Source organism: Actinopolyspora xinjiangensis (assembly GCF_900104475.1).
GTDB lineage: Bacteria > Actinomycetota > Actinomycetes > Mycobacteriales > Pseudonocardiaceae > Actinopolyspora > Actinopolyspora xinjiangensis.
Genome location: NZ_FNJR01000019.1, coordinates 12,808 through 26,593, shown reverse-complemented (window position 1 = coordinate 26,593; position 13,786 = coordinate 12,808). Strand labels below are relative to the sequence as shown.

Here is a 13,786-nt window from a genome sequence, read left to right as displayed (position 1 = left end):
AGTGATTCCCGTGAACATGTGAAGTGTGCTCGAGCTGTTGACTGAGCGAACAGTACTGACCGTCATCGCCGCGTTGGCTGTGCTCGGCATGTTCGTGATGCTGTGTCGTTCACGCCGAGTCAGCACTTCCAAAGAGGACGCCACGCTGGCGGCGCTGCACCGCGTGACCAGCGCCGCCCCTCACCTGCGCCACGGGCTCAACCAGGAGTCCGCCGACGAGACGGCGCCGCACCTGCGCGCCCTGCTGTCCTGCCTGGCCGTGGGCATCGTCGACCCGGAAGGGACGCTGCTCGCGTGGGACGGCGGGGCCAACCGGCACTACCAGGACCTCACCGAGAGCATCGAGCGGTCACTGCGCACCGGCAAGAGCGAGTACGTGGACCATTCCGACATCGTCTGCGACGAACGTCCCTGCCTGATGCGGCACGTCGTGATCGTGCCACTCGACGTGGACGGTGTGATCCGGGGTGCGTTGGTGCTGATCACGGCGGGGGAGCGCGGCCGGTTGATCCGTGCGGCCAACGAGGTGGCCGAGCACGTCACCTCACAGCTGCAACTGGCCGAGCTGCAGGTCTCCCGGGAGAAGCTGGCCAGGGCCGAGGTGCGGGCGCTGCGGGCCCAGATCTCGCCGCATTTCGTCTACAATTCGCTGAACACGATCTCGGCGCTGATCCGTACCGACCCGGACCACGCCAGGGAGCTCATCCAGGAGTTCGCGGACTTCACCAGGTATTCCTTCCGCTCGAACGAGATGTACACGACCCTGGCGGACGAGATGCGCAACATCGACCGCTACCTGACGCTGGAGTGCGCCAGGTTCGGCCCGGAACGGCTGAACGTGCAGCTCAAGATCGCACCCGAGGTGCTTCCCGTGGTGCTGCCGTTCCTGGCGCTGCAGCCGCTGGTGGAGAACGCCGTGCGGCACGGGCTCGCCAAGCAGCCTGGTGGCGGGACGCTCTCGGTCGTCGCGGAGGACAACGGCAGCGAGGCGCTGATCAGCGTGGACGACAACGGTGTCGGTATGGACCCCCGCGAGCTGGAACTGGAGCTGGAGGGCAGTCACACCGAGGGATCGCACGTGGGGCTGGGCAACGTCAACGATCGGATGCGTGCCACGTTCGGCAACGACTACGGCCTGATCGTGGAGACCGAGCGCGGAGCGGGGATGAAGGTCGTGATGCGCGTGCCGAAGTTCGCCCCCGGAGTGCGTCCCGCCGCTCCCGAGCCGTTCGAGGAGCTCGACTGCCCCGAAGTGCCCGAGCCCGACGTGGACCCGGAGCGCCCGCCTGGGACGGGGGAGCTCTCCGGAACCGAGGACGAAGAGGTCCGGGAGTCCGAAGTGGATAAACCGGTACGAGCGGTGGTCTCGACCGACCCCTCGCCCTCCGGGTGAGTCCCCCGCGCCACGCCGCCGCGGGCGGTGCTCGGCTTCGGAGAGCGATCGAGTCGCGGACGCAACGTCCACGGACAGTAACGTGGGGGACATGAACGACAAGTCCCCCCAGAAGTTCACCGCCGCCCTGTCGGACAAGCTCTCGGAGAAGCTGCCGGGGAAGCTGGCCGAGCGTGCCGAGCGGGGGCCGGTGGTCCCCGTGGTCAGGCTGCACGGGCCGATCACTCCCACTCCCTCGCCGGTGAGCCGTCCCTCGATCTCGCTGCAGACCGTGGAGTCCGCGCTGACCCGCGCGTTCTCCTTCGACCGGTTGTCCGCCGTGGCGCTGGCGATCAACTCGCCGGGCGGTGCGGCCACCCAGTCAGCCCTGGTCGCGGAGCGGATACGCGACCTGGCCGTCAAGAAGGAGGTGCCGGTCCTGACCTTCTGCGAGGACGTGGCAGCCTCCGGCGGGTACTGGCTGGCCTGTGCCGGTGACGAGGTCTACGCCCACGCCAGTTCGATGGTGGGATCGATCGGCGTCGTCAGCGCGGGTTTCGGCCTGGAGGAACTGATCCGGCGCGCCGGGGTCGAACGCCGGGTGCACACCGCGGGGCAGCACAAGAGCCGCCTCGACCCGTTCCGCCCCGAGAACGCCGAGGACGTGCAGTGGTTGCAGGGGATGCAGCAGGAGCTGCACACCCAGTTCGCGGACTGGGTGCGGCAGCGGCGCGGTGACGCGCTGGAGGCGGCCGACGAGGACCTGTTCTCCGGCGAGGTCTGGACCGGCAGGCGGGCTCGGGAGCTCGGGCTGGTGGACGGGGTCGGCAACCTGCGCGAGGTGGTCGCCCGCCGTTTCCCGGAGTCGCACGTGGTCTCCGTGGAACCGCGCAAGCCGTTGCTGGCGCGACTGGGGATGACCGGCCCCGCCGGGGGAACCCAGGAACTGGCGGCCGGACTGGTGCGAGGGCTGTTCGAGAGCGCCGACAACAGGACCATGTGGTCCCGCTTCGGGCTCTGACGGTTCGGTCGCGACCTCGGGTGCGCGGGTCCGGTTCCCGGCAGGTGAAGCGGCGCCTCGCGGTGTCGGGGCGGCTCCGAACCGCGCCCCGCGCGGGGAGCGTTCCCGTCTCGTCAGCTCTCCGCGCCCCGCGCTGCGATACGACCCGCGCTCGCGCGCCCGGTGATCTCGATCGGACGCCAGTCGATCCGGGGATGATTCCTCCTCGCGGTAGCGCGACTCCGGAGAGCCCACCGGTGGCCGAGTCGGTCGCGCGGAGCTCCAGCGCGGAGTTCCGGAGGGGAGCTCGGCTCGTCCGCCGGTTCGACCGGGAGTCCACAGTGACCTGACGGGATTCGGCTCGTGCTTTCAGCGGTCCGCTTCGCGGAACCGTCGAGTGACGGTTTCCCGAGCTCCTCGGCTTCCCTCCAACGGAGGAAAAACCGGGGATCGTTGCAACGATCGTGCGAATGCATTTGCACCCACCGCGCGAAACATGAATGCGGGGGCTTAGGTTGATATCGGTGAGTGTGCCCACTCACCCCTCGGCCGGCGACCACGGACCGTGCGAAGCTCACGCGTCGTGACCGGCGATGGGAGTCGGCCGTGGACAGTGCCCGGTGAACTCGGGAGGATTGGGCGTTGTCGTGAGTACCCCATATCGCATCAACGGTTCCCACGGTCGGATCGAGCGGGCCGGTGCGGGTGCCGCCGATTCGGATCGTGGCGGGCTCGTCGTGCTCGTCGTCGACGACGAGGAGCCGGGAATCTCGACGACACGGGACATGCTCAACAGCAATCCACGTGTCGGCAAGGTGCTGACCGCCTTCGACGCCGCCGAGGCGTTGCGGAAACTGCGGCAGGACAATCCGGAACTCGCCGGACGTCCCTCGGACGCCCCGCTGGTGGACGCCGTGTTCATCGACGTCGCCATGCCGGGACTGACCGGCATGGACCTGGCGAGGGTGCTGTTCTCCTTCGAGAACGCCCCCGCCCTGGTGTTCATAACCGCTCACGGCGAGAACGCGCTGGAGGCCTTCGACCTGGGGGCCATCGACTACGTCATGAAACCGGCCAGCCCGGAACGGGTCGAACGCGCGCTGCGCAAGGTCCAGCGGATCACCATGCCGCTGGAGGGGACGACCGGTGAACAGGCAGCGCTGAACCAGGGCTCGGGCAACGCCGCGATCGGCTCGGGTGGGCAGGACGACCACTCGGTCATCCCAGTAGAGCTCGGCGGAACCACCCGCCTGGTGCAGCGTTCCCAGGTGCGCTGGGTGGAGGCGCAGGGCGACTACGCGCGGCTGCACACCGACGAGGGCTCGCACCTGGTGCGGATTCCGCTGGCCCAACTGGAGGAGAAGTGGGCCGACGCCGGGTTCGTGCGCATCCACCGCTCCTACCTGGTCTCGCTGAACCTCATCAACGAGCTGCGCATGTCCTCCTCCGGGTACTCGGTGTTGATAGCCGGGGGGCAGTACCGCGAGACTCGTGAACTGCCGGTGAGCCGCAGACACACCCGAGAGCTCAAGGACAGGTTGGTACGGTCGCCCCGCCAGCGGCGGGAATGACGGGATGACCACGGGCCATCACTCCGAAGAAGGTCGATGATCGTGACTTCCAGCAGGGCGTCCGCGGCGCAGCAGCGCCCACCACGTCGCAAACGGGTAGTGCTGGCCAACCGGCGCGGGGAACGCCAGGTGCCGCGCACGATCATCGAGCTCGAGGACCAGAGCACCATGGGTGAGGCGATGGTGCGTGGACTGGTGCGGGCCCAGCTGCGCACCGCGTTGCTGCTGGCCGGGATCAGCGTGGTGGTGCTGGGCGCGCTTCCCGCGCTGTTGCGCTGGGTCCCCGCGATCTCGCGGATCCAGCTGTGGGCGATCCCGCTGCCGTGGATCGTCCTCGGAGTGCTGCCCTTCCCGTTCATCCTGCTGATCGGCTACATCGCCACGCGCGAGGCGGAACGGCACGAGCGCGAGTTCACGGAGTTGGTGGATCGGTGAACCCCTGGGCACTCGGCGGTGTCGCGCTGATCGCGGTCGGCACGTTCGGCCTGGCGGCCTGGGGGTCGCGCGGCGCGCGGACCACCTCCGACTTTCTGCTCGCCAGACGCATGGTCGGTGTGGAGCGCAACGCGGCCGCCATAGCGGGGGAGTACCTCTCCGCCGCCTCGTTCCTCGGCATCGCCGGGTTGCTGCTCAAGGACGGCATCGAGGCGCTCTGGTACCCGATCGGCTACACGGCGGGCTACCTGGCGCTGATCCTGTTCGTCGCCGCGCCGCTGCGCCGCTCCGGTGCCTACACCCTGCCGGACTTCGCGCAGGTACGGCTGGATTCGAGCCGGGTGCGAACCCTGTCCACCGTTCTGGTGGTACTGATCGGCTGGCTGTACCTCGTACCGCAGCTGCAGGCGGCCGGGGTGACCCTGTCCACCGTCACCGGTATCTCCTACGCGGGCGGGATAGCCATGGTGGCGATCGTGGTGTTGGCCGGGGTGCTCAGCGGCGGGATGCGCGTGGTGACGCTGGTGCAGGCGTTCCAGTACGGGGTCAAGCTCTTCGCGATAGCCGTCCCCGTGTTCGTGCTGTTCTTCGTGTTCCTCGGGCACGATTCGCAGCACCGGCGCGGTCTGGACGCGCCGATGCCGCCGGTCTTCGAGCGGGCCACCACGGTCCGGATCGAAACGGACGTGCGGTTGCGGGTCACCGAGGCGGTGTGGGTGGAGGTGCTCTCCGGCCCCGGGCCGGAACGGGTCAGCGGACCGGCCGAACAGCCGCCCGGGCGAAGTGGTGCGACGGTCTACCTCGCGCCCGGCATGCACGCGGTCAGTGCCGATTCCGAGCTGCGGTTCCCGGCGGGTAGCGCGGTTCCGGCGGTGGCCGACGCCGAACCGAACAACCGTTCCTGGCTGCTGCCCCAGGACGGCGACTCCTACGAGCTGTTCGAGACCTACTCGCTGCTCATGTCGACCTTCCTGGGAACGATGGGGCTGCCGCACGTGCTGGTGCGGTTCTACACCAACCCCACCGGGTGGAGCGCCCGGCGCACCACCCTCGTCGTGCTGGGCCTGCTGGGGCTGTTCTACCTGTTCCCCACGGTTCTCGGGGTGCTCTCGCGGTTCTACGTACCGCAGCTGCTGGTCACCGGCAAAACCGACGCGGCGGTGCTGTTGTTGCCGACCGAGATGCTGGGGGGCTGGCCGGGCGAGCTGGTGGGCGCCATCACCGCCGCCGGGGCGTTCGCGGCCTTTCTGTCCACTTCGTCCGGTCTGGTGATGAGCGTGGCCGGGGTGTTGTTCACCGACCTGCTGCCGGGCAGACTCTCCAACTTCCGGCTGGTCGCGCTGGGCTCGTGCATCCTGCCCGCCGCGCTGGCCGTGATCGCCATCGGCCGGGACATCTCGCAGAGCGTGGGGCTGGCCTTCGCGATGGCGGCCTCCACGTTCTTCCCGCTGCTGGTGCTCGGCATCTGGTGGCGGGGGCTCACCGCCGTGGGGGCGATGAGCGGACTGGTCGTGGGGGGCGGCCTGGTGCTGCTGGCCGTGCTCACGGGGGCGTTCCTGGGGGACGGCTACGGCTGGTGGTCGGCGGTGCTGCTGCAGCCCGCCGCGTTCACCGTCCCGCTCGCCTTCCTGGTGACGGTGCTGGTGAGCAAACTGACCGCGGGTGGGGTTCCCGAAGCCACCGGCAGGGTCATGCTGCGCATGCACACCCCGGACCGGCTCGGGTTCACGCGGGACCGCTCGGCCGACCACCACGCGGCGGAGCGGAGCACCACGGCGGAGAACCCGGGTCGTTCCAACGGGCGTCACCGGCTGCGGCGCGGCAGACGCCGCCGCTGAGACCACGAGGGCGAGCTACCGAGACACCGGGGCGGGCGGCGGCATCCGCCGTGCGGACGGCGGGCCGCGCCCGGCCCGTTATCGGAGCGGGCTCGAGGGTGGCAGTATCGGGGTGTGACTACACCGATGCACGGCCACGTTCCCGAGGTGGCCCCCGAGGAACTTCCGGAGCGGTTGCCCGACGGGGCGCTGCTGGACGTGCGGGAGCACGAGGAGTGGTCCGCCGGACACGCACCGGACGCGGTGCACATTCCGATGAACGAGATCCCGCAGCGGTTGGACGAGATCCCGGAGGTGGACCAGCTCTACGTGATCTGCCGTTCGGGAGGCCGCTCCTCCAAGGTCACCGCTTACCTGAACGCCAGCGGCTGGGACGCGGTCAACGTCCAGCGGGGCATGAACGGTTGGTCCTCGATCGGGCGCCCGTTGGTGTCCGAGGACCCCGACGCGGAACCCTACGTGCTGTGACGAGTCATCCGCCCGCGTCCGGACGCCCGGCGGAGTGGACGGCCACCCCGCCGGGTGGCCCACCCCCACCGCGGCGACGGCGCACCCGGCGGCCCTACACCGGTCCGCCCTCCTACCCGGCCCCGCCGCGTTGGGGCTTCCCGCCGTTGGCCTGGCGTTGGCCGCTGGCGCTGCCGACGAACAGTCGTGCCGACCCCGCCGAGCGGATCACCTCGCTGTCGGTGACGACGGTCGCGACCCTGTGGATCACGGCGGTGCTGGGGTGCGCCGCCGCCGGTGCCGAGCTGTGGCGGTACGTGCTGCTGCTGCACAGCAGGAGTGGAGCGCTGAACGGGACCGTTCTCGCGGTCTCGGACGCCCTCGTGGCCACCGCCGGGATCATGACCTGGCTGTTCGGGGTGCTCGGCGGTGTCTTCGGCGTGCTGTGGGCGTTGCGGGCCCGTTCCCACGCCCACAATCGCGCCGGGCTGCTGCCCGCACGCCGGGACTGGCAGGTGGTGGCCGGGTTCGTGGTTCCCGGACTCAACCTGTTCGTCCCCGGATCGGCGCTGGCCGAGCTGGAGCACGCCACGCTGCGCGGCCTCGGTGAGGCCGACCGGCGAACCCGGCCCGCTCCTTCGCGGCTCGTCGGCCTGTGGTGGGGCGGTTGGTGCGCGAGCCTGCTGCTGGGGTGGGGCACGCTGCTGTGGGGGCTGCGCGACAGCGCGCAGGCGCTGGCCGACGGTGTGCTGCTGCACGCCGCCTCGGACGTGGCGTTGACCGTGGTGGCGGTGCTCTCGGCGCTGGTCGTCAAACGGATCACCCGGCTGCTGGTGCCCGTCGACCCGACGGCGTCGCGTCCCGTGCTGGTTCGGCGGGTGACCGGAGCTCCCGCACCTCCGCGAGCACCCAGGCCGCCGCACGCGGTGCGGTGACCGTCCCGTCGTCGGACTCCGCCAGCCGGCGGCGCGGCGCGTGGTGGGATGTGTCGGTGCTGTCGTCCGGGAAGGTGGGCACGGCACGGTGCTCCCGCCGGGAGCGGCACCCCCTGAGAGCGCGGCAACCCTCTGACGAGCACTACCAGGAGAGATCGTGAACGAACGCACCGAAGCACAACAACGTCCCGCCTCGGAGATCCCGGTGGTCGGGCGCAGGCAACCGTGTCCGTGCGGTTCCGGCAAGCGCTACAAGGCCTGCCACGGCGCCTCGGGCGGGCAGAGCAAGATCAAGGTGACCAGACCTTTCGAGGGGCTGGCGGCGGAGTGCGAGCTGGTCGCGCTGCGCGAGTTCGTCCCCTCGGCCACGGCTGTCCTGCCCAGACGGTCCGGTGAGCGGGAGATCGAGCTGGCCACGGTGCTGCCGATGGCCGCGGCCGCCCTGGTGCGCACCGACGGCAAGGCGTTCGTCGGCCTGCAGGTGCAGACCAGGTCGGGAGACATCAGCCGGGACCTGGCGCGGGCCGTGGAGTGGGCGGAGACCGCCGAGCCGGGGAACTCCCTGTCGGCCGTCGGCCCGGAGGACGCACCCGAGGGCACCGTGCCCAACCGGCTGCAGGACCTGATGGATCCCGACGCCCCGCTGGACGTGCGCATCCACGAGGACTTCTCGTGGTGGATGCCGGAAGGCGTGGAGGCCTCGGGGGAGGTCGCCATGTCGCTGGAACGCGCCAACGCGGCGATCATGCCCACCCGGCGGCTGGAGGCCGAGGGGGTGCACGCCGCCTACTGGGTGGACGCGACCGATCGGGCCCACCTGCGTTGGGTGCGTTCCGAGCCGGAGGAGAAGCTGATCTCCGCGCTGGCGCGATTGTCGGCCCGTGGAGAGCTCGCGCTGGACGAGGACAGCCGTTACGCCGGGTCGTTCCGCGCCCACGGGCTGCTGGTGCCGGTGTGGGACCTCGACCGCGAGAAGCACCACCGCGAGTGGGAGGAGCCCGCCGCCGCGCTGGGCGGCCGGTTGGACGAGGCGTTGGCCTCGCTGGACGAGCGGGGGCTGGACGCCTCCGAGCGGCGTGCCCGGGACGGGCTGCGCGGGCGGCAGATCACCATCCGGTAGTCGGGGTCGGCGGCTCGCCCCGCGTAGTCGGTTTCTCGGCGGAACCTCCGGGGCCGCCTCGCCGCGTAGGTCGCTGCTCAAGAGCGGCCCAACGCGGCGAGGTGCCGCCTCACGTGCCGGCTACCCGACCGCCGTGCCAGAGCGACCGGTACGGCAAAGCAGCGAGAGCCCGCGAGAGGTTCCGCCAAGCGCGCTGTTACGAGAGTCGAGCCGACACAGTGCTTCGCTTCGCGTGATCTCAGACGGCACCGCCCGCGGCCTCGGGCGCGGAGGGGTCCTCGCCGCCGTCGCCGACGTTCTCCCGTGCGAGGAAGGTCTCCACCTCGAACAGGTTGCCGTTCGCACGGTCGATCACGGTCAGCAGCGTGGACATCTGCGAGACCTCCTCGACCTGCTCCTTGAGGAACCACTGCATGAACTGCTCGCCGATGTAGTCGTCCTCGGCGCGTGCCGTCTTGGCCAGCATCTCGATCTCGCGGGTGACCTCGCGCTCCTGCTCCAGTGCCAGTGCGACCAGTTCGCGGGCCTCGTTGAACTCGTTCCGCACCTCGTCGGTTCCCGGAATGTGTACGGAAATGTCGTTGTCCATCAGGAACCGGACGATCATCATCCCGTGATTGCGTTCTTCCAGGGCCTGCTTGTAGAAGTGCGCGGCAAGCCTGGGGAGATCGGACTTGTCGAACCACACGGCGAGTGCGATGTACTGCTGTGAAGCATTGAACTCGCTGCGCACCTGCTTCTGCAGCAGCTGGTGGAACTTGGATTCGCGTTCTTCCGGTTTGGCGGCCTTCAAAGTCATACCACGAATGTACGCCTTTTCTTCCGTGGTATTTTCCTCAGGGTCGCCTCAAAAAAGTTCGCCTTGCCTCCGATAAGTGAGCCTCATCGAATTTAGGTGAACCTCAACAAAGTGGCACGGATCGTCGAGAACAATGCCGCCGCTTTTTCCCTGAGGAATTCACCCCCGGTGGGCCGACCCGTCGGCGGTCACGCGAGCCATCCCCTGGCGGTGAGCTCGGCCCGGAAGGTCTCGTAGCTCTCGGCCAGCCGTTCCACCTCGTCCGCCACCGGTTCCACCACCCGCGCTCGCGGAGCCATGACCGCCGCCGCGCTCGACAGATCGGGGTACACAGTGCCGCTGGCGGCGAGCAGCGCCGCCCCCAGCGGTGTGCCCGCACCGGGAACGCGCAGCACCGGTTCGCCGAGCACCGAGGCGCGTATCCGGCACCAGGTGGAACTGCGGGCACCGCCGCCCGCCGTGCGGATCGGCCCGTTCACGGTGACCCCGAGCGCACCGAGCCTGCGCAGCGCCAGCTTCTCGCAGAACGCCACCCCTTCGAGGCGCGCCCGGTGCAGCTCCACCCGGTCGCCGGGTTCCGCCGAGCGGAAGCCGCGCGCCCGCTCGTCGGAGAACGGGAACCGTTCCCCCCGCCTGCGCAGCGGGTAGCAGACCATTCCGGCCGGACCGCGCTCCTCGGCGGCCCGGTCCAGTTCGGCCAGTTCGCCGGCCATGTCCGCCAGCGCCTCACCCCCGGTGTTGGAGGCCCCTCCCGGCAACCAGCCGCCCTCGGGGTGCCGGTGGCTGTAGACCACGCCGGTCGGGTCGTGCGCCAGCTCGGCCGAGACCGCCTTGAGCACCATCGTGGTCCCGATGACGGTGACCACCTGGCCGTTCTCCACCGCTCCGGCGGCGAGCTGTCCGGCGCAGCCATCCGTCATCCCGGATCGCACCTGGCAACCGACCGGGAGTCCGGTCTCGGCGGCCGCCTTCCGGGAGACCAGGCCCAACGGGCGGGCCGGTGCCACCACCTCGGGCAGGCGCTCCGGTGCGACCCCCGCCGCCTCCAGCGCCTCGTGCACCCACTGCTCGCGCAGCGGGTCGTAGCCGCTCTTGAGCGCGTGGCTGCTGTCGGTGGCGACGGGGTGGCCGACCAGCCGCTCGGCTATCACGTCGGGGGTGTGCACCAGCCTGGTGCCCGGGGCCTCGGTGTGCTCCGCGAGCAGCGCCAGGTGGGCCAGCCCCGAGGTAGCCGAAGGGGTGATACCGATGTCGTTCCAGCGCCCCGCCCCGGCGCGCCTGGCCCGCGCCGCCGGTTCGGTGCCGCGCCTGTCGTCGTACATGATCGCGGGCGCGACCGGCTCCGCGTCGGTGTCCACCGCGGTGACGGTGCCCGAGGTGGCGCAGACGGCCAGCGCCGCTATCGCACGACTCCGGTCGCCGAGCTCGGCGGTGCAGCGCGCCAGCGCCTCGCGTACGGCGGGCCACCAGGTCCGGGCGTCCTGCTCGGCCGAGCCGTCGGCGCCGTGGATCGGGTGCGGCAGCGCCGCCGACGCGCTCGCCGCGAGGCCGCCCCGGCTGTCGCGGACCTCGGCCCGCACCTCCGCCGTGGCCATGTCCACGCCCACCACCAACGGTTCGGCCGACCCGCCGGGTTCCGAGGTCCTGGGGCTCACGACGCCGTCCCTTCCAGCCGTTCCAGCACCGCAGGGAGCTCGTCGAGCGAGCGAATCACGGCGTCGGGTTCCGCCAGCTGCGCCTCGGTGGGTTCGGGAGGTGCCTCGCCCCGGGTGATCCACACGCTGCGCAGCCCGACTCGCTTCGCGCCACGCACGTCGGTGTCCAGCCGGTTGCCCACGTGAACCGCTCGCTCGGCGGGGACCCCGGCCCGGTCCAAGGCGTACCGGAAGATCGCGGGGTCCGGTTTCTCCGCACCGACCGTCTCCGAGATCGCCCAGACGTCGATGTGCTCGGCGATGCCGTCGCGGCGCAGCGCCTTCACCACCAGCTCCCGCTGATTGGCCACCACGGCCAGCCGGTACCTCCCGGCCAGCGTCCGCAGGGTGGGCACCACCTCCGGGTAGAGCGCGCTCGGCGGGTACTCCCAGTAGCTCTCGGCGAGGTCGGACAGCCCGCGTCGGTCCCCCGGTGTCAGGAAGTGCTCGGCCACGGCGGTGCGCAGCGAGCCCGCCTGCCGCTGCCGTTGTCCGTCGTAGACCCGCTGAAACGTCTCGCGGTCGATCTCGGTTTCGGCGAGCTCTCGGGTGGCGCGCAGCAGCGCGTCGCGGTAGACGGCGTCGTCGTAGATCGGCCCGCCCACGTCCAGCAGCACCAGTTCGGTGGGGGCGGGCCGGTGGCTGTTCGCTTCGCTGGTCATGGCTCTCGCAGTGGGGTTCGGACGGTGTGCTGGTACCAGGGTCCGCTCGCGGCGTGCGGGCGCGTGGCGGGGTGGTGTGCCGGAACGGCGCGTGCGGGGTCCGGCCACCGCACGCGCCGCCTCCAGGGGGAACGGGGTGCTCTCGGAGATTCTCGCCCGTGGCGGCTCGAACTCCCCGTGACGCCGTACGGCGTCGTCTCGTCGCCGGTTCGGCGGCACCCTCCGCGTCCTCCCGCGGTATTCGCCGTCCCGGCGTCAGGCCGTCGTGGCCTCCGTCGTCGGGGCGGTGTCCGGGGTGGCCCGCTGCTTCCTCCTGGCCTCGCCGGGGTCGCTGTCGTCCTTGACGAAGCAGGACAGCACCGCCACGAGCACGTACATCAGCGCGAAGGCGATCGCCACGCCACCGCCGCCGAACACCGGGTGGACGGCGTAGACAGTCACCGGGCCGAGGAAGGCCGCCCCGCCCGCGCCGAAGTTGAGCACCGCCAGGGCCGAGCCCTTGTCCTTGGTGGCGACCATGGAGGGCATCAGCGCCGACAGCGGGACGAACCCGGCCAGCAGCACGCCGTAGACGGCGCCCAGCGTGGCCGCGACGGTGAAGCTCTCGCTGGCCACCGTGGCGAAATACCACAGCGGGGTGGAGACGGCGCAGCCCACGCAGCCGAACCAGGTCACGGTGCGGCGCCAGCCGAAGTAGTCGCCCAGCACACCGAACGCCAGGTTGGCGGCGATGTTGGCACCGTAGACGATGCTGGTCATCGCCGCGATCTGGGAGGCGCTGAGGAAGCCGCCGCCGGGGGTCGCGGGGCCGATCACGAAGGGGAACATCGCGAAGAAGCCGAACTCCGGCGCGGTGTTGACGATGCGGGTGATGCCGCCCGCCAGGGTCCGCTTGTCGCGCCAGAGGATGTCCACGCCCTCCAGCAGCCGTTTCGGGCTGCGCGGGTTGGCCACGCTCTCGTCGGCGATGGGCCTGGTGCCGTGCGGTTCGCTGACCGAGCAGCCGATCAGGCCACCGATGGCGACCAGCACCAGTGAGAGCACCAGGGTGGCGTGCAGGCTCATGCCGAGCGGGCCGATCGCGAACCACGCCACGGCCGCACCCAGGGTGGGCAGGCCGCCGGTGAACACGAACCAGAACCAGCCCGCGACCGAACCGCGCATGTGCACCGGGCTGGCCACCTGGGCCCACACCAGGAAGGCGTAGGCGAACAGCGGGTAGGCGAAGCCGCGGATGCCGTAGATGGTCAGGATCAGCGCGTAGCTCTGCGTGGGGACGGCCACGAACAGGAACAGGAGCTCGAAGACGATCCACCAGGCCGCGCCGAGCCACATCACGTAGCGCGGCCCCCAGATCGAGGACAGCGTGCCGGAGAACCAGGAGGCGATCATCACGGCGAGGCCGTAGATGGTCACGGTGGCGAAGGTGGCCTGCGAGCCCTCCAGCCCACCGCCCTCGGGCTGCTGGAGGTAGTCGGTCAGGTAGGTGATCTCCACGCCGTCGCCGATCATGAAGATCAGCACACCGACGAAACCCCACAGCAGCGGCTTGGGGATGCCGATTCTGTCGAGCCGGCTACGGCTCTCCGACGCGGCGGCCGAGCCGTCCGCCGCGGCTGGTTGCTGTACCAATGTCTCCGCCTCCGAAGCGAGTGGTGGTGCCGGACCCCGCGGCCTCGGTCGGCGGAGTCCCGTGGACGCGGCGGCTGAGCGATCGGAGTGTGATGCGCGGCACCGCCGGTGTTGATTGGTTATCATGCACTCCGTTACTTTAACTCGCAAGATGTTATTTCTGAGTTTCCTGTGGTGATCGCTATGCGCGAGACGTGAATCGGTCCAGGGGTGGCCAACGGGTGTCGCTGCGCAGTCGAGGGAATCGAGGCGTGCTTACGTGTTAACTCGACCCTGGACAT

12 protein-coding genes are annotated in these 13,786 nt (G+C 70.3%); 8 read left to right on the top strand and 4 right to left on the bottom strand.

Features of this window, described 5'->3' with window-relative positions; translation table 11 throughout:
- The first annotated feature begins 25 nt into the window (after positions 1-25).
- The 8 genes from BLQ75_RS21650 to BLQ75_RS21615 all read left to right on the top strand — a co-directional run bounded on the left by BLQ75_RS21650 (position 26) and on the right by BLQ75_RS21615 (position 8,718).
- Positions 26-1,393: a sensor histidine kinase gene (locus BLQ75_RS21650; RefSeq protein WP_092604522.1), complete on the top strand. Its 1,368-nt coding sequence runs from the start codon at positions 26-28 to the stop codon at positions 1,391-1,393.
- A 91-nt stretch (positions 1,394-1,484) separates the two neighbouring features.
- Positions 1,485-2,393 carry a S49 family peptidase gene (locus tag BLQ75_RS21645; RefSeq protein WP_092604521.1) on the top strand — a complete coding sequence of 303 codons (909 nt, stop codon included), beginning with the start codon at positions 1,485-1,487 and terminating at the stop codon, positions 2,391-2,393.
- A 626-nt stretch (positions 2,394-3,019) separates the two neighbouring features.
- Entirely contained in the window at positions 3,020-3,943 is a 924-nt protein-coding gene (locus BLQ75_RS21640; RefSeq protein ID WP_211481544.1) for a LytR/AlgR family response regulator transcription factor, read from the top strand.
- A gap of 42 nt (positions 3,944-3,985) precedes the next feature.
- The gene (locus BLQ75_RS21635) at positions 3,986-4,378 is read left to right on the top strand and encodes a hypothetical protein (RefSeq protein WP_211481543.1); all 393 of its coding nucleotides are present in this window, start codon (positions 3,986-3,988) and stop codon (positions 4,376-4,378) included.
- Positions 4,375-6,216 carry a sodium/solute symporter gene (locus BLQ75_RS21630; protein ID WP_092604518.1) on the top strand — a complete coding sequence of 614 codons (1,842 nt, stop codon included), beginning with the start codon at positions 4,375-4,377 and terminating at the stop codon, positions 6,214-6,216. The genes BLQ75_RS21635 and BLQ75_RS21630 overlap by 4 nt, the downstream gene beginning before the upstream one ends.
- 126 nt (positions 6,217-6,342) lie before the next feature.
- Positions 6,343-6,684: a rhodanese-like domain-containing protein gene (locus BLQ75_RS21625; RefSeq protein WP_092604517.1), complete on the top strand. Its 342-nt coding sequence runs from the start codon at positions 6,343-6,345 to the stop codon at positions 6,682-6,684.
- Positions 6,681-7,598 (top strand): DUF4328 domain-containing protein, encoded by a 918-nt coding sequence (locus tag BLQ75_RS21620; RefSeq protein WP_092604516.1) that lies wholly within the window; start codon positions 6,681-6,683, stop codon positions 7,596-7,598. The genes BLQ75_RS21625 and BLQ75_RS21620 overlap by 4 nt, the downstream gene beginning before the upstream one ends.
- Positions 7,599-7,755: 157 nt before the next feature.
- Entirely contained in the window at positions 7,756-8,718 is a 963-nt protein-coding gene (locus BLQ75_RS21615) for a DUF5926 family protein (protein ID WP_092604515.1), read from the top strand.
- Between the two features lie 238 nt (positions 8,719-8,956).
- On the opposite strand, the gene BLQ75_RS21610 is transcribed toward BLQ75_RS21615, so the two are convergent.
- The 4 genes from BLQ75_RS21610 to BLQ75_RS21595 all read right to left on the bottom strand — a co-directional run bounded on the left by BLQ75_RS21610 (position 8,957) and on the right by BLQ75_RS21595 (position 13,505).
- Positions 8,957-9,517, bottom strand: coding sequence for a ferritin (locus BLQ75_RS21610; protein WP_092604514.1), 561 nt, complete (start codon positions 9,515-9,517; stop codon positions 8,957-8,959).
- A 188-nt stretch (positions 9,518-9,705) separates the two neighbouring features.
- The gene (locus tag BLQ75_RS21605; RefSeq protein WP_244515845.1) at positions 9,706-11,172 is read right to left on the bottom strand and encodes an FGGY-family carbohydrate kinase; all 1,467 of its coding nucleotides are present in this window, start codon (positions 11,170-11,172) and stop codon (positions 9,706-9,708) included.
- On the bottom strand, positions 11,169-11,873 hold the full coding sequence (locus BLQ75_RS21600) for an HAD family hydrolase (RefSeq protein WP_092604513.1): 705 nt from the start codon (positions 11,871-11,873) through the stop codon (positions 11,169-11,171). Before BLQ75_RS21600 ends, BLQ75_RS21605 begins: the two co-directional genes overlap by 4 nt.
- Before the next feature lie 255 nt (positions 11,874-12,128).
- Positions 12,129-13,505, bottom strand: coding sequence for an MFS transporter (locus BLQ75_RS21595; RefSeq protein WP_244515843.1), 1,377 nt, complete (start codon positions 13,503-13,505; stop codon positions 12,129-12,131).
- Positions 13,506-13,786: the final 281 nt, after the last annotated feature.

Excerpts from the sequence above, each read along its gene's own strand:
- BLQ75_RS21645 (WP_092604521.1), top strand. The coding sequence starts at position 1,485 with ATGAACGACAAGTCCCCCCAGAAGTTCACCGCCGCCCTGTCGGACAAG.
- BLQ75_RS21625 (WP_092604517.1), top strand. The coding sequence starts at position 6,343 with ATGCACGGCCACGTTCCCGAGGTGGCCCCCGAGGAACTTCCGGAGCGG.
- BLQ75_RS21610 (WP_092604514.1), bottom strand. The coding sequence starts at position 9,517 with ATGACTTTGAAGGCCGCCAAACCGGAAGAACGCGAATCCAAGTTCCAC.
- BLQ75_RS21600 (WP_092604513.1), bottom strand. The coding sequence starts at position 11,873 with ATGACCAGCGAAGCGAACAGCCACCGGCCCGCCCCCACCGAACTGGTG.